The organism is Thermus thermamylovorans, assembly GCF_004307015.1.
GTDB lineage: Bacteria > Deinococcota > Deinococci > Deinococcales > Thermaceae > Thermus > Thermus thermamylovorans.
The window spans coordinates 45,962-60,859 of the sequence record NZ_SIJL01000002.1 but is presented as its reverse complement, the minus strand read 5'-3'; the positions used below and the strand labels follow the sequence as shown (position 1 = coordinate 60,859).

The window sequence follows — 14,898 nt, the reverse complement described above, 5'->3', positions numbered from 1 at the left end:
ACATGGCCCTGCTCTTGACCATCCTCCTTCCCCTGTTGGGGTTCGCCCTCCTGGGGCTTTTCGGCAGGTGGATGCGGGAGCCCTTGCCCGGGGTCATCGCTTCGGGCCTGGTCCTGGCCTCCTTCCTCCTGGGGGCGGCCCTCCTCCTCCAGGGCGGGGCCCGCTACGAGGTGGGGTGGCTTCCCGGCCTCCCCTTCAGCCTCCTCTTGGACAACCTCTCCGGCTTCATGCTCCTCGTGGTCACCGGGGTGGGCTTCCTCATCCACGTCTACGCCATCGGCTACATGCACGGGGACCCGGGCTATAGCCGCTTCTTCGCCTACTTCAACCTCTTCATCGCCATGATGCTCCTCCTGGTCCTGGCCGACAGCTACCCGGTGATGTTCATCGGCTGGGAGGGGGTAGGCCTGGCCAGCTTCCTCCTCATCGGCTTCTGGTACCAAAACGCCCAGTACGCGGATTCCGCCCGCAAGGCCTTCATCGTGAACCGCATCGGGGACCTGGGCTTCCTGCTGGGGATGGCCATCCTCTGGACGCTTTACGGGACGCTTTCCATCAGCGAGCTCCGCGAGGCCCTGGAAGGCCCCTTGAGGAACCCCAGCCTCCTGGCCCTGGCCGCCCTCCTCCTCTTCCTGGGGGCCATCGGCAAAAGCGCCCAGGTGCCCCTCATGGTCTGGCTCCCCGACGCCATGGCCGGCCCCACCCCCGTTTCTGCCCTCATCCACGCGGCCACCATGGTCACCGCCGGGGTCTACCTCCTGGCCCGGAGCTCCTTCCTCTTCGCCAACCTGCCCGAGGTCTCCTACGCCATCGCGGTGGTGGGCCTCCTCACCGCAGCCTACGGGGCCCTCGCCGCCTTCGGCCAGAACGATATCAAGCGGATCGTGGCCTACTCGACCATCAGCCAGCTGGGGTACATGTTCCTGGCCGCGGGGGTGGGGGCCTACTGGGTGGCCCTCTTCCACGTCTACACCCACGCCTTCTTCAAGGCCCTCCTCTTCCTGGCCTCGGGGAGCGTGATCCACGCCCTGGGCGGGGAACAGGACGTGCGCCGGATGGGGGGGCTCTGGAAACACCTCCCCTACACCCGCTGGCATGGCCTCATCGGGGCCCTGGCCCTGGGGGGGCTTCCCTTCCTCTCGGGCTTCTTTTCCAAAGACGCCATCCTCGCCGCCACCCTCACCCACCCCTTCGGCGGGGTGGGCTTCTACCTGGGGGCCCTTCTGGTGGCCTTCCTCACCGCTCTGTACGCCATGCGCTGGTTCGTGCTGGTCTTCCTGGGGGAGGAAAGGGGCCACCCCCACCCCCACGAGGCGCCCCCCGTCATGGTCTGGCCCAACCACCTCCTGGCCCTGGGAGCGGTGGTGGCGGGGTACCTGGCCCTTCCCCATCCCCTGCCCAACGGGCTCTACCCCTTCCTGAAGCCCGCCCTGGCGGAGGTGGCCTACGAGCACCTGCCCCTGGCCCTGGAGTGGGCCCTGATCGCCCTGGCCGGCCTGGTGGCTCTCCTAGGGCTCTACCTGGGCTACCGCTTCTTCAGCCGGAAGATCCTCCCCGGCTGGTACCTCTCCTTTGAGGCCTGGAGCCGAGAGGGCTTTTACGCCGACCGGCTCTACAACGCCCTGCTGGTGAATCCCCTGAAGGCCCTGGCCGAGGCCCTCCTCCACGGGGATGGGGGCCTCCTCAGGGGCTACTTCGGCCTGGGCGGGGCGGTGGGACGCCTGGGCCAGGGGCTGGCCCGGCTGCAGGCGGGCTACCTCAGGGTCTACGCCCTGCTCTTCGTGCTGGGGGTCCTGATCCTCCTGGGGGTGATGCGGTGGTAGCGCTGGCCATTCTCCTGCCGATCCTCTTCGGCCTCCTCCTCCTCCTGGGCCTGCCCCGGGTCCTGGGGGTCTGGGGGGCGGCCTTGAGCTTTCTCCTCAACCTCTACCTCTTCCTGGCCCACCCGGGCGGGGTGGCCTACGAGGTGCAGGCTCCCCTCCTGCCCCAGGCCGGGGTCTACTGGGCCTTCGGCCTGGACGGGCTCTCCGCCCTCTTCTTCCTCACCATCGGCCTCACCGTCTTCCTGGGGGCCCTGGTGGCCCGGGTGGAGGGGCGGTTTTTGGGGCTGGCCCTCCTGATGTCCGGCCTCCTCCTGGGCCTCTTCGCCGCCCGGGATCTCCTGGCCTTCTACCTCCTCTTCGAGGCCGCCCTGATCCCCGCCCTCCTCATGCTGTACTTCTACGGGGGAGAGGGGCGGGTGCGGGCCATCTACACCTTCCTCCTCTTCACCCTAGCGGGCTCCTTGCCCATGCTGGCCGCCGTCCTGGCCCTCCGGGTCCTGGGGGGAAGCCCCACCTTTCTCCTGGAGGACCTCCTGGCCCACCCCGTGGAGGGGACCGCAGCCTTCTGGGTTTTCCTGGGCTTCGCCCTGGCCTTTGCGGTGAAGACCCCCCTCTTCCCCGTGCACGCCTGGCTGCCTCTCTTCCACCGGGAGAACCACCCCTCGGGGCTCGCGGACGCCCTGGGCACCCTCTACAAGGTGGGGGTCTTCGCCTTCTTCCGCTTCGCCATCCCCCTGGCCCCTGAGGGCTTCTACGCCCTGCAGGGGCTCCTCCTCCTCCTGGCGGCGGCAGGGGCCCTCTACGGGGCCTGGCTGGCCTTCGCCGCCCGGGACTTCAAGACCCTCCTGGCCTACGCCGGGGTCTCCCACATGGGGATCGCCGCCTTGGGGGTCTTCTCCGGGACCCCGGAGGGGGCCCTGGGGGGGCTTTACCTCCTGGCGGCGAGCGGGATTTACACCGGGGGGCTTTTCCTCCTGGCGGGAAGGGTCCACGAGCGGGTGGGCACCCTGGAGATCGGCCGCTACCGGGGCCTGGCGGCCAGCGCCCCTGGCCTAGCCGCCCTGGCCCTCTTCCTCCTCCTGGCCATGATCGGGCTCCCGGGGCTTTCCGGCTTCCCGGGGGAGCTTTTGGTCCTCTTGGGCGCCTACAAGGCCAGCCCCTGGCTTGCGGCCCTGGCCTTCCTCTCGGTGATCGCCGGGGCGGCCTACGCCCTCACCGCCTTCCAGAGGGTCTTCTGGGAGAAGGGGGAGTGGCGGATGGAGGATCTCAAGGGGGCGGAGTGGCCCTTCGCACTCCTGGCGGTAGCCGCCCTCTTCCTCATGGGAGTCTTCCCCGGGTTTTTCCTGAAAGGCCTCGAGCCCCTGGCGGAGGCCTTCGCTAGAATCCTCGGAGGTGGGGCATGACCCTCCTGGTCCTGGCCGCTTTTTCCGTGGGGCTAACCCTGCTGGGCTTCCTTGTCTCCCCTTCGGCCCTTAGGGGCCTTACCCTCCTGGGCCTCGTCCTGGCCCTCCTCTCCCTCCTCCTCACCTGGGGGGAGGGCTTCGCCTTCGGCCCTTACCGGGTGGACGGCGTCTCCCAGGTCTTCACCCTCTTGGCCCTCCTGGGGGCCCTTTGGACGGTGGGGCTGGTGCGCAGCCGGCGTTTCGAGTTCTACCTCCTGGTGCTCTACGCCGCCACCGGGATGCACCTCCTGGCCTCCACCCAAAACCTGATCCTGATGCTGGTGGCCCTGGAAACCCTCTCCCTGCCCCTCTACGCCCTCGCCACCTGGCGGCGGGGGCTGGGGCTGGAGGCGGCCCTCAAGTACTTCCTCCTGGGTGCTTTGGCCGCGGCCTTCTTCCTGTACGGGGCCGCCCTCCACTTCGGGACCACGGGGAGCCTGGAGGTGGGGGTGGCAGGGGAGGGGCCCCTCTACGCCCTGGCCCTGGGCCTTCTCCTGGTGGGCCTTGGCTTCAAGGTGGCCCTGGCCCCCTTCCACTTCTGGACCCCGGACGTGTACCAGGGGAGCCCCACCCCGGTGGTCCTCTTCATGGCCACCGGGGTGAAGGCGGCCGCCTTCGCGGCGCTTTTGCGGGTGGTGGCCCCGGGGGCCCCCGAGGCCCTGGGCCTACTCATCGCCCTCTCGGTTCTCATCGGCAACCTGGCGGCCCTCCTCCAGAAGGAGGCCAAGAGGCTCCTCGCCTACTCCTCCATCGCCCACGCGGGTTACATGGCCCTGGCCCTCTACACGGGCAGCCTGGAGGCCCTGGGCTTCTACCTCCTCACCTACGTCCTGGCCACGGGCCTGGCCTTCGCCGTGCTCTCCGAGGTCTCCCCGGACCGGGTGCCCCTGGAAAGCCTCCGGGGCCTCTTCCACCGCGATCCCCTTTTGGGCCTCGCCCTCTTCGTGGCCGCCCTCTCCCTCCTGGGCCTCCCTCCCCTGGCGGGCTTCTGGGGCAAGTACCTGGTCTTCCTCGAGGCCGCCCAGGCAGGGCAGTGGGGGCTTTTGGTCCTGGCCCTCCTCACCAGCGCGGTGAGCGCCTACTACTACCTGGGCCTGGGGCTCGCCGTGTTCCAAAGGGGACAGGCGGAGGCCGCCCCCCGGCCCTGGGCCCGGAGCGCGGCCCTCCTGGCCGCCCTGCTCCTCCTTTTCTTGGGCCTCGTTCCCGGCCTGGTCCTGCCCGCCCTGGCGGCGGGGAGCTGAGGCCCCCTTGCCCGTAGCCCCGTAGGGGGTCTAGAGTAAGGCCAAGCGGTGGACGACCCCCTGGCCCACCTGCCCCAGGAGCTCCTGCGCAAAGACCCCCTGGCCTACGTGGCCCAGGGGGCCCAGGCCCTTCCCCAGCGCCTGCGGGGGGCCTGGCTGCTGGGGGTGGTGAGCGGCTTCCTCTGGCCGGAAGCCCCTCCGCCCAAGGACCTTGCGGCCCTCTTCCGCCGGGCGGAAGGGGCCTGGCGGGAGGCGGAGGCGCACTTCCTGGAGACGGGGGTGGACTTCCCCGTCCTGGTGAGCGAGTGGGCCCGAAGCGCCCTGGAACCCCTCCTCCGCCGCCGGTCAGGGCCGGACTATCCGGAGCTCCTGCCCGCCTACCTGCGGGGCCAGGCCCTGGGCTGGCGCCTGCGGCGCGGGATCTCCTAAGCACCCCGTCGTGGCTTGCGCCACGACGGGGGCCCTAGAAAACCCATGGAAAAGCCACCCGAGCCTTTACCCATGGGGCAACCTTGGTGCACAGGCACTTGGGCTTGCGCCACCGCAGGGGCCCCAAGAAGGCCGTGGGCGGGGCCTTTCACCCCGCGAGGCAACGTCTGCGCGCGGACGCCTAGAGGATGCGCTTCCCCAGGAGGCTCGAGGCCAGGCCCACCATCATCTCCGCGGTGCGGTTTCTCTCGTCCAAGACGGGGTTCACCTCCACCAGGTCCAGGCTCCGCACCCGGCCGGACTGGGCCAGGATCTCCATGAGGAGGTGGGCCTCCCGGTAGGTGAGGCCCCCGGGCACCGGGGTGCCCACCCCCGGGGCGAGGGCGGGGTCCAGGACGTCCGCGTCCAGGGAAACGTGGAGGGGCAGGCCCTCGAGCCTTTCCAGGACCTCCTCGGCGATCCTCGCCACCCCCAGCCGGTCCACCTGGTGCATGGTGTAGATGGAAACCCCCGCCTCCCTGAGGAGACGTTTTTCCCCAGGGTCCAGGCTCCGCACGCCGATCAAGACCACGTCCTCAGGCTCCACCGCCCGGAAGGCCTCCGTGAGCCTGGGGTGGCCGAGGCCGCAGAGGACCGCCAGGGGCATCCCGTGGATGTTGCCCGAGGGGCTGGTCTCGAGGGTGTTGAAGTCCCCGTGGGCGTCCACCCAGACAACCCCCACCCGGCCCCGGGCCACCCCGGACACGGAGCCCATGGCGAGGGAGTGGTCTCCCCCCAAGACGACGGGCAGCACCTCCTGGGGCAGAGCAGCGAGGCGCTCCTTGAGCGCCAGGGCCGCCTGGCGGACCTGTTCCAGATAATCCCCTTTCTGGCGGCGCAGGACCTCCGCTGGGGACACGGGCACATCCCCCAGGTCCTCCACCTCGTATCCCAAAGCCTCCAGTTCCTCCAGGAGCCGGGCGTAGCGCAGGGCGGAAGGCCCCATGTCCACCCCCCGTCGCCCCGCGCCCAGATCCATGGGCACGCCGATGACGGCAATCCGCTCCACGCAGGGCATGGTAGCAGAAAGGCCTATGCGGCGCCGGAGAAGTTTATGCAGCCAACCCAGGACCGCGGGGAAAGCCCTGGCCAAAGCCGCCTCGCCGGGCTATACTCAAAAGGATGGCATACCGCGAGGTGGCAAGCATCAACCTGGCCCGCCTACTAAGGGAGGGGGGCACCGCCCGCGCCTCCGGGGTGGTGCTGGAAGCCTTTTCCGTGGGGCAGGAACGGTTTCCCCTGGAGGGCGAGGCCTCCTGGCGCGTGGCCGTCTCCTCGGTGGGAGGGGAGGAGTACTGGCTTTCCGGTGAGGTGGAGGGGGTGGCCCTCATGGAGTGCCGCCGCTGCCTCAAGCCCACCCCTACTCGGGTCCACGCCCACTTCCAGCACCTCCTCCGTTACCAGCCAGGGCTAGAGGAGCTGAGCTTCCACGAGGAAGGCGAAGACGAGTACTACGCCTTCGGTGAACCCGACCTGGACCTCCTCCCCTTTCTCACCGAAGCCTTCGTGACAGAGCTGCCCTACACCGTGCTGTGCGAGGAGGGGTGCAAGGGGCTGTGCCCGGTGTGCGGCGCCGACCGCAACCGGGTGGACTGCGGCCACGAGGTGGAGGCGCACCACCCCCTCTTGGGCCTCAAGAACCTCCTTCCCGAACTCTAGCGGTTCTGCTATACTACCAGGGGTTTAGCGGGGGTACCCCCCTGGAGGACTGGAGATGGCCAAGCACCCTGTACCCAAGAAGAAGACCTCGAAGGCGCGGCGCGATGCCCGCAGGAGCCACCACGCCCTCACCCCCCCGACCCTGGTCCCCTGCCCAGAGTGCAAGGCCATGAGGCCCCCCCACACCGTCTGTCCCGAGTGCGGCTACTACGACGGGCGCAAGGTGCTGGAAGTCTAGACCGGGTCAAAACCCCAGGGCCCCAGGCTATGGGGCCTCAACTTTTTCCCTTTTTGGTGGGTATAGTGGAGCCCATGACGGGAGGTCGGAGATGAGTGGCGTTCTAGCCCTGGGGGCCTACGCGCCCCAGAGGGTCATGGGCAACGAGGAGTTCGAGGCCTACCTGGACACCTCCGACGAGTGGATCGTGACCCGGACCGGCATCAAGGAAAGGCGCATCGCCGCCGAGGACGAGTACACCTCGGACCTGGCCTTCCGGGCGGTGGAGGACCTCCTCGCCAGGCACCCGGGGGCCCTGGAAGGGGTGGAGGGGGTCATCGTGGCCACCAACACCCCCGACGCCCTCTTCCCCGACACCGCCGCCCTGGTGCAGGCCCGCTTCGGTCTTAACGCCTTCGCCTACGACCTTCTGGCGGGATGCCCGGGGTGGCTTTACGGCCTAGCCCAGGCCCACGCCCTGGTGGAGGCGGGCCTGGCCCGCAAGGTGCTGGTGGTGGGGGCGGAGGCCCTTTCCAAGATCCTGGACTGGAACGACCGGGCCACCGCGGTCCTCTTCGGGGACGCGGGGGGCGCGGCGGTGGTGGGAAGGGTGCGGGAGGGCTTCGGCTTCAAATCCTTCGTCCTGGGAGCCGACGGCACCGGGGCCAAGGAGCTTTTCCACGCCTGCGTGGCCCCGCGCCTGCCCGACGGCACCTCCATGCGCAACCGCCTCCACATGAACGGCCGGGAGGTCTTCAAGTTCGCGGTGCGGGTGATGAACACCGCCACCCTGGAGGCCATCGAGCGGGCGGGCCTCACCCCGGAGGACATCAAGGTTTTCGTGCCCCATCAGGCGAACCTGCGCATCATCGACGCCGCCCGGGAGCGCCTGGGCCTCCCCTGGGAGCGGGTGGTGGTGAACGTGGACCGCTACGGCAACACCTCCACCGCCTCCATCCCCTTAGCCCTCAAGGAAGCGGTGGACGCGGGGCGCATCCGGGAGGGGGACCACGTGCTCCTCGTCTCCTTCGGGGCCGGGCTCACCTGGGCCGCGGCCGTCCTCACCTGGGGAGGGGCCTGATGTACGGGGCGCTTTTCCCGGGCCAAGGCTCCCAGCGGGTGGGGATGGGCAAGGCCCTCTACGAGGCCTTCCCCGCCGCCCGCGAGGTGCTGGACCGGGCCGAGGCCGCCCTGCCGGGCCTCCTAAGGCTCATGTGGGAAGGACCCGAGGAAGCCCTCACCCTCACGGAAAACCAGCAGCCCGCCCTCCTGGCCGTGGGCTACGCCGCCTACCGGGCCTTTTTGGCAGAAGGGGGGAAGGAACCCGCCCTGGCCGCCGGGCACTCCTTAGGGGAATGGACGGCCCACGTGGCCGCGGGCACCCTGGAGCTGGAGGACGCCCTCCGCCTGGTGCGCCTCAGGGGGCGGTACATGCAGGAGGCCGTACCCCCCGGGGAAGGGGCCATGGCCGCCATCCTGAAGCTTCCCCTCGAGGCCATCCAGGAGGCTTTGGCGGGGCTAGAGGGCGTGGAGATCGCCAACCTCAACAGCCCCGAGCAGACGGTGATCTCCGGCAGGAAGGAGGCAGTGGAGGAGGCAGCGGAAAGGCTAAGGGAAAGGCGGGCCCGCATTGTCTTCCTCCCGGTTTCCGCGCCCTTCCACTCCTCCCTCATGGCCCCGGCCCGGGAGCGCCTGGCCCGGGACCTGGCCCAGGTGGCCCTGAGGAGGCCCCGCTTCCCCGTCTACGCCAACGCGACCGCCAGGCCCGAGGAGGACCCTGAGCGCATCCGGGACCTCTTGCTGGAACAGATCACGGCCCCGGTGCGCTGGGTGGAGATCCTCTTGGACATGGAAAGGCGGGGCCTAAGGCGCTTCCTGGAGTTCGGGAGCGGGGAGGTGCTCAAAGGCCTGGTGGCCCGCACCTTGAAGGAGGCCCAAGCCCTTTCCGTGGGGGACCCGGAAGGGGTACGGAAGGCGTTGGAGGTGGAGGATGCGTAAGGCGCTGGTGACGGGGGCCAGCCGGGGCATCGGCCGGGCCATCGCCCTGAGGCTGGCCCAGGAAGGCTACGCCCTGGTGATCCACTACGGCCAGAACCGGGAGAAGGCCGAGGCGGTGGCCGAGGAGGCGAGGAGGCTGGGAAGCCCCCTGGTGGGGCTTTTGGGGGCCAACCTCCTGGAGGCGGAGGCGGCCAGCGCCCTGGTGCACGGGGCGGCGGAGATCCTGGGGGGCCTGGACACCCTGGTGAACAACGCCGGCATCACCCGGGATACCCTCCTGGTGCGCATGAAGGACGAGGACTGGGAGGCGGTGCTGGAGGCCAACCTCTCCGCCGCCTTCCGCACCACCCGGGAGGCGGTCAAGCTCATGATGAAGGCCCGCTTTGGGCGCATCGTGAACATCGCCAGCGTGGTGGGCCTCCTGGGCAACCCGGGCCAGGCCAACTACGTGGCCTCCAAGGCGGGGCTCATCGGCTTCACCCGGGCGGTGGCCAAGGAGTACGCTGCCAGGGGCATCACGGTGAACGCCGTGGCCCCTGGGTTCATAGAAACCGAGATGACGGAAAAGCTCCCGCCGGAGGTGCGGGAGGCGTACCTCAAGGGCATCCCCGCGGGCCGCTTCGGCCGACCGGAGGACGTGGCCGAGGCGGTGGCCTTTCTGGTCTCAGAGGGGGCGGGCTACATCACCGGCCAGACCCTTTGCGTGGACGGGGGGCTCACCCCCCACTGAGCCCCCTTTTGCGGCCCATACCCGGAAAGAGGCCCAAACCCTGGGGCGTGGTACAATCCCTGCGGGAGGTTTGCATGACCGAGCAGGAGGTCTTTGAAAAGGTCAAAGCGGTTATCGCGGACAAGCTCCAGGTGGAGCCGGAGAAGGTGACCCTCGAGGCCCGCTTCATCGAGGACCTGGGGGCGGACAGCCTGGACACCGTGGAGCTCATCATGGGCCTGGAGGACGAGTTCGGCCTGGAGATCTCCGACGAGGAGGCGGAAAAGATCCGCACCGTCAAGGACGCGGTGGCCTACATCCAGAGCAAGCTGGGCTAAGCCAAGGGGCAGGGCCAGCGCCCTGCCCCAAAGCCGCTTCCCGCCAGGAGGCCTTACCTCCTGGCTACCGCCTCGATGTGGCCGTAGAAGGCGTTCACCCCGGTGACGAAGGCCGCCAGGGTCATGAGCCCCAAGACCGCGGCCCCCAGGTAGGCCAGGGGCTTGCGGTAGGCTTCCAGGTAGGCGTAGAGGAGCAGCCCGATGCTGGCCAGACCGGCGCTGAGCCAGAGGAGGAAGGTCATGGCGGGGTTTCGGGTGAGCTCGAAGTCCAAAACCGCCCGCGCCCCCTGGAGGAGAAAGAGGCCCACCAACACCCCCGGCCAGGCCAGGGCCTTCAGGTCCATGCCCAGGACCAGGTAGAGCCCGGCCAGGATCATCACCAGGGCGAAAAGCCCGGTGGTGACCCCGAAGAGCTCGGTGAACTGCCGGAAGGCGGCGTGCCACTCGGTCCAGAGGAGCTGGACAAACCCCCCCAAGGAGAGCACCCCGATCACCAGGAAGAAGAGACCGTACTGCCGCCTCAGGGCGGGGCTGTCCTGCCCGCGGGCCACCTGAAGCAGGTAGGCCACCCCGGAAGCCCCCGCTACCGCCACCAGGGCCAGGACCAGGACCAGGGGGTTGTAGGTCTGCATACCCTTCACCTCCCAAACTCACTTTAAAGGTCAAAGTCCCAAGGCGCCAGGGGCGGATGTACCTGGGGTGAAGCCCGTTCCGTCCCCCGAGGCCTGGTATACTACCCCCATGCGGCGCGTGGTGGTCACCGGCCTCGGAGCCCTAACCCCCATCGGTATCGGGGCCGAAGCCTTCTACCGGGCCCAGATTGCGGGCAAAAGTGGGGTAAGGCCCATCACCCGCTTCGACGCCTCGGCCCTTCCGGTGCGCATCGCCGCCGAGGTGGAGGTGAACCCCGAGGACTACCTGGACAGGAAGGAGCTTAGGCGCCTGGACCGCTTCGTCCAGTACGCCCTCATCGCCGCCGAGCTGGCGCTAGAGGACGCGGGGCTGAAGCCCGAGGAGCTGGACCCCGAGCGGGTGGGCACCCTGGTGGGCACGGGCATCGGGGGGATGGAGACCTGGGAGGCCCAGAGCAAGGTCTTCCTGGAACGGGGCGCAAACCGCATCAGCCCCTTCTTCATCCCCATGATGATCGCCAACATGGCCTCGGCCCACATCGCCATGCGCTACGGCTTCATGGGACCCAGCTCCACCGCGGTCACCGCTTGCGCCACGGGCTCGGACGCCATCGGCCAGGCCTTCCGCATGGTCCAGCTGGGGGAAGCCGACCTCGTCCTGGCCGGGGGCACGGAGGCGGCCATCACCCCCATGGCCATCGGGGCTTTCGCGGTGATGCGGGCCCTCTCCACCCGGAACGAGGAACCCCATAAGGCCAGCCGTCCCTTCACCCTGAGCCGGGACGGGTTCGTGATGGGGGAAGGGGCCGGGGTCCTGGTGCTGGAAGAGTACGAGCACGCAAAGAGGCGGGGGGCCCGCATCTACGCCGAGGTGGTGGGCTTTGGCCGGAGCGCGGACGCCCACCACATCACCGAGCCCCATCCCGAGGGGAAGGGGGCCGCCTTGGCCATGCGCCGGGCCCTCTGGGACGCCCAGGTGAATCCCGAGGCGGTGGGCTACATCAACGCCCACGGCACCTCCACCCCCGTGGGGGACCGGGCGGAGGTCCTGGCCATCAAGGAGGTCTTTGGGGCCCACGCCCAAAAGCTCATGGTCTCCAGCACCAAGAGCATGATCGGCCACCTCCTGGGGGCAGCCGGGGCGGTGGAGGCCATCGCCACGGTGCAGGCCCTCCACCACGGGGTCATCCCCCCCACGGCCAACCTGGAGGACCCGGACCCCGAGCTGGACCTGGACTTCGTGCCCGAACCCCGGGAGGCCCGGGTGGACTACGCCCTCTCCAACTCCTTCGCCTTCGGCGGGCAGAACGCCGTGCTCCTCTTCCGGCGGGTCTAGGGATGCTCTTCCCCCGGGAGCGGCTTCTGGAGCTGGAGGCGGAAAGGCTCGCCCCCTACGCCCAAAGGGCCCGGGACACCCGGGGGCGGGAGCACCCCGAGGCCGAGCCCGCCTACCGCACCCCCTACCAGAAGGACCGGGACCGCATCCTGCACACCACCGCCTTCCGCCGCCTGGAGTACAAGACCCAGGTCTTCCCCATCTTCACCTACCGGGGCGAAGGGCCCATCTACGGGGGGGACTACTACCGCACCCGCCTCACCCACACCCTGGAGGTGGCCCAGGTATCCCGCTCCATTGCCCGCGCCCTGGGCCTCAACGAGGACCTCACCGAGGCCATCGCCCTCTCCCACGACCTGGGCCACCCCCCCTTCGGCCACACGGGGGAAAAGGTCCTGCACGGGCTCATGGAGAACCACGGGGGCTTTGAGCACAACGCCCAGGCCCTGCGCATCCTCACCCGGCTGGAGGTGCGCTACCCCGGCTTCAGGGGCCTAAACCTCACCCACGAGGTCCTGGAGGGGATCGCCACCCACGAGGCGGCCTACGCCCCCCACTTCAAGCCGGGGTACGAGGGCAAGGGCACCCTCGAGGCCCAGGTGGTGGACCTCTCGGACGCCATCGCCTACGCGGCCCACGACCTGGACGATGGGCTCCGCAGCGGCCTCCTCCGGCCCGAGGGGCTTGTGGAGGTGCCCCTCCTGCGGGACCTCGCCCGGGAGGAGGGCCTGGACTTTCTGCGCTTCAGCGAACTCTCCCGCCGGGTCTTGGTGCGCCAGCTCCTGGGCTACCTCATCGCCGCCGCCATAGGGGCCACCCACGCCCAGGTGGCGGCCGCAGGGGTGCAAAGCGCCGAGTCGGTGCGCCGGCATCCCGAACGCCTGGCCTCTTTGACCCCGGAGGCGGAAAAGGCCCTCCATGAACTCAAGGCTTTCCTTATGGAGCGGCTCTACCGCCACCCCGAGGTCCTGAGGGAACGGCGCAAGGCCGAGGCCGTGCTGGAAGGCCTCTTCGCCGCCTACACCCGCTACCCGGAGATCCTGCCCAAGGAGGTGCAGGCCCAAATCCCCGAGGAGGGGCTTTACCGGGCGGTGTGCGACTACGTCGCCGGGATGACGGACCGGTACGCCCTCGAGGCCTATCGGAGGCTATTCCCCTGAAAGCCCAAGGGGGAAGGGATAAAATGGGCGGGTGAAAACCCTGGAGTGGAATACCCTTTTCGGCGAAGGGGCCAGGCGCATCCAAGCCTCCACCATCCGCGAGCTTTTAAAGCTAACCCAGCGCCCCGGAGTCCTGAGCTTCGCCGGGGGACTCCCCGCCCCCGAGCTTTTCCCCAAGGAGGAGGCGGCCCATAAGGCGGCAGCGATCCTAAAGGAGAAGGGGGAGGTGGCCCTGCAGTACGGGCCCACGGAGGGCTACTTCCCCTTGCGGGCTTGGATAGCGGACTGGCTTGGGGTGAGCCCGGAGGAGGTCCTCATCACCACGGGAAGCCAGCAGGCCCTGGACCTCCTGGGCAAGGTCTTCCTGGACGAGGAAAGCCCGGTTCTGCTGGAAGCCCCCAGCTACATGGGGGCCATCCAGGCCTTCCGTGCCTACGGGCCCCGTTTCCTCACGGTGCCCGCGGGGGAGAAGGGGCCGGACCTGGACGCTTTGGAGGAGGTCCTTAAGCGGGAGCGCCCCCGCTTCCTCTACCTCATCCCCTCCTTCCAGAACCCCTCGGGGGGCCTCATACCCCTAAAGGCCCGGGAACGGCTCCTGGAGATGATTATGGAGGGGGGCTTGGTGGTGGTGGAGGACGACGCCTACCGGGAGCTCTACTTCGGGGATGGCCGCCTGCCGAGCCTCTTTGAGCTCTCCCGGGAGGCGGGCTACCCCGGGGTGGTCTACCTTTCCAGCTTTTCCAAAATCCTCTCCCCTGGCCTGCGGGTGGCCTTCGCCGTGGCCCACCTCGAGGCCATCCTCAAGCTCACCCAGGCCAAGCAGGGGGTGGACCTGCACACCCCGGTCCTGAACCAGATGCTGGTGCACGCCCTGGTGCAGGAGGACTTCCCCGAACGCCTTGAGAGGATACGGGCCACCTACCGGGCCAAGGCCAAGGCCATGCTGGAGGCCCTGGACCGGGAGATGCCCGAAGGGGTGCGCTACACCCGGCCCCAGGGGGGCATGTTCGTCTGGATGGAGCTTCCCCAGGGGCTTTCCGCCGAGGCCCTCTTCCGGGAGGCCATCGCCCAAGACGTGGCCTTCGTGCCGGGTGGGCCCTTCTTCGCGGGTGGCGGCGGGGAGAACACCCTGAGGCTCTCCTACGCCACCCTGGGGCCGGAGGGGATCGCCGAGGGGGTAAGGCGGCTCGCCAAGGCCTTGAAGGGGCTACTGGCCCTGGCCTAAGAAGAGCAGGGGTTCCCTCTGGCGCAGGGCCTCCACCAGGGCATCCAGGAAGCCCTCGCCCTCTTGGGCCGTCCGCAAAGGGTCCCGTAGAAGGGGATTCTTTCGGGTGTCCACCTCTATGGCCCAGTAGCCCTCCACCAGGCCCTGGGCCCATAGCGGAGGCTGCCTTTGGGAAAGGGCTTTCAGGCCCGCTTTGAAGCGGTCGTACAGGGGAGCAAGCTCGTCCCCTTCCGGATATTGCTCCACCCCCTTCCGCTTGGTGGGCGCCCCGTAGTCCAGGACCACCACGTACCCCACCACCACTTCCGGGAAAAGCATCTGAACGGAGGAAACCTCCCCCACCAGGTCGTCCAGGCGGTTAGGCCAGGAGCCGCTCGGGTTGCGCAGGATGGACTTTAGGGAGAGGAGGAGTCGAGGCTTTGGGGGAAGCTCAGGCCCCCCGGGATACACCAGGCCCACATCCCAGGACTTCTCGCGGGCCAGACCCGGTACCGGGGCTTCCCTCTGCAGGTGGGGCCAGAGGTAGGGGGGAAGCCGGGAGCGAAGCCTGTGCAGCAGGTAACCCGCCAGGGGGTTTTGCCGCCCGCTATCTTGAGAAGAAGCCTGGAGAACCCCCAAGAGCGCCTTCTGCAAATCTTCTGCCAAAGCGG

The 14,898-nt window shown here is 69.0% G+C and carries 16 protein-coding genes; 13 read left to right on the top strand and 3 right to left on the bottom strand.

All coding sequences use genetic code 11. From position 1 onward, the window contains the following. Nucleotides 1–2: 2 nt before the first annotated feature. Genes nuoL through ETP66_RS01810 form a run of 4 tightly spaced genes read left to right on the top strand, consistent with a single transcriptional unit; the run spans nucleotide 3 to nucleotide 4,935 of the window. Nucleotides 3–1,823 carry an NADH-quinone oxidoreductase subunit L gene (nuoL, locus tag ETP66_RS01825; protein WP_130840067.1) on the top strand — a complete coding sequence of 607 codons (1,821 nt, stop codon included), beginning with the start codon at nucleotides 3–5 and terminating at the stop codon, nucleotides 1,821–1,823. After that, nucleotides 1,817–3,226, top strand: coding sequence for a complex I subunit 4 family protein (locus ETP66_RS01820; RefSeq protein WP_130840065.1), 1,410 nt, complete (start codon nucleotides 1,817–1,819; stop codon nucleotides 3,224–3,226). The genes nuoL and ETP66_RS01820 overlap by 7 nt, the downstream gene beginning before the upstream one ends. Further along, nucleotides 3,223–4,506 carry an NADH-quinone oxidoreductase subunit N gene (locus ETP66_RS01815; protein ID WP_130840063.1) on the top strand — a complete coding sequence of 428 codons (1,284 nt, stop codon included), beginning with the start codon at nucleotides 3,223–3,225 and terminating at the stop codon, nucleotides 4,504–4,506. Before ETP66_RS01820 ends, ETP66_RS01815 begins: the two co-directional genes overlap by 4 nt. Before the next feature lie 48 nt (nucleotides 4,507–4,554). Continuing rightward, entirely contained in the window at nucleotides 4,555–4,935 is a 381-nt protein-coding gene (locus tag ETP66_RS01810; protein WP_130840061.1) for a hypothetical protein, read from the top strand. 181 nt (nucleotides 4,936–5,116) lie between these two features. Here the strand turns inward: ETP66_RS01810 and rocF are convergent, their stop codons facing one another. Further along, nucleotides 5,117–5,992 (bottom strand): arginase, encoded by an 876-nt coding sequence (gene rocF, locus ETP66_RS01805; RefSeq protein ID WP_201738444.1) that lies wholly within the window; start codon nucleotides 5,990–5,992, stop codon nucleotides 5,117–5,119. A 104-nt stretch (nucleotides 5,993–6,096) separates the two neighbouring features. Here rocF and ETP66_RS01800 point away from each other — a divergent pair, with 104 nt between their 5' ends. The 6 genes from ETP66_RS01800 to acpP all read left to right on the top strand — a co-directional run bounded on the left by ETP66_RS01800 (nucleotide 6,097) and on the right by acpP (nucleotide 9,895). Next, nucleotides 6,097–6,633 (top strand): DUF177 domain-containing protein, encoded by a 537-nt coding sequence (locus ETP66_RS01800; protein ID WP_130840057.1) that lies wholly within the window; start codon nucleotides 6,097–6,099, stop codon nucleotides 6,631–6,633. Between the two features lie 55 nt (nucleotides 6,634–6,688). Next, a complete protein-coding gene (gene rpmF, locus ETP66_RS01795; protein ID WP_014515146.1) occupies nucleotides 6,689–6,871 on the top strand; it encodes a 50S ribosomal protein L32 in 183 nt (60 codons plus the stop codon). Between the two features lie 91 nt (nucleotides 6,872–6,962). Continuing rightward, complete coding sequence (locus tag ETP66_RS01790) at nucleotides 6,963–7,931, top strand: beta-ketoacyl-ACP synthase III (RefSeq protein WP_130840055.1); 969 nt, start codon at nucleotides 6,963–6,965, stop codon at nucleotides 7,929–7,931. After that, nucleotides 7,931–8,848, top strand: coding sequence for an ACP S-malonyltransferase (gene fabD / locus ETP66_RS01785; RefSeq protein ID WP_130840053.1), 918 nt, complete (start codon nucleotides 7,931–7,933; stop codon nucleotides 8,846–8,848). Before ETP66_RS01790 ends, fabD begins: the two co-directional genes overlap by 1 nt. Then, nucleotides 8,841–9,578, top strand: a complete 738-nt coding sequence (fabG, locus tag ETP66_RS01780) for a 3-oxoacyl-[acyl-carrier-protein] reductase (protein ID WP_130840051.1) — start codon at nucleotides 8,841–8,843, stop codon at nucleotides 9,576–9,578. The genes fabD and fabG overlap by 8 nt, the downstream gene beginning before the upstream one ends. Before the next feature lie 74 nt (nucleotides 9,579–9,652). Beyond that, nucleotides 9,653–9,895, top strand: a complete 243-nt coding sequence (gene acpP, locus ETP66_RS01775; RefSeq protein WP_130840050.1) for an acyl carrier protein — start codon at nucleotides 9,653–9,655, stop codon at nucleotides 9,893–9,895. A gap of 53 nt (nucleotides 9,896–9,948) precedes the next feature. On the opposite strand, the gene ETP66_RS01770 is transcribed toward acpP, so the two are convergent. After that, nucleotides 9,949–10,527, bottom strand: coding sequence for a DUF981 family protein (locus ETP66_RS01770; protein WP_130840048.1), 579 nt, complete (start codon nucleotides 10,525–10,527; stop codon nucleotides 9,949–9,951). A gap of 109 nt (nucleotides 10,528–10,636) precedes the next feature. Between ETP66_RS01770 and fabF the strand changes: the two genes are divergently transcribed. From fabF to lysN, 3 genes are read left to right on the top strand one after another with little or no spacing between them, the layout of a single operon-like run. Further along, the gene (gene fabF / locus ETP66_RS01765; protein WP_130840046.1) at nucleotides 10,637–11,863 is read left to right on the top strand and encodes a beta-ketoacyl-ACP synthase II; all 1,227 of its coding nucleotides are present in this window, start codon (nucleotides 10,637–10,639) and stop codon (nucleotides 11,861–11,863) included. Nucleotides 11,864–11,865: 2 nt separating this feature from the next. Beyond that, nucleotides 11,866–13,023, top strand: a complete 1,158-nt coding sequence (locus ETP66_RS01760; RefSeq protein ID WP_130840044.1) for a deoxyguanosinetriphosphate triphosphohydrolase — start codon at nucleotides 11,866–11,868, stop codon at nucleotides 13,021–13,023. A 31-nt stretch (nucleotides 13,024–13,054) separates the two neighbouring features. Next, nucleotides 13,055–14,248, top strand: coding sequence for a 2-aminoadipate transaminase (gene lysN, locus ETP66_RS01755; protein WP_130840042.1), 1,194 nt, complete (start codon nucleotides 13,055–13,057; stop codon nucleotides 14,246–14,248). Here lysN and ETP66_RS01750 read toward each other — a convergent pair. Then, nucleotides 14,231–14,881 carry a hypothetical protein gene (locus tag ETP66_RS01750; protein ID WP_236630069.1) on the bottom strand — a complete coding sequence of 217 codons (651 nt, stop codon included), beginning with the start codon at nucleotides 14,879–14,881 and terminating at the stop codon, nucleotides 14,231–14,233. The two genes, lysN and ETP66_RS01750, sit on opposite strands and share 18 nt — an antisense overlap. Nucleotides 14,882–14,898: the final 17 nt, after the last annotated feature.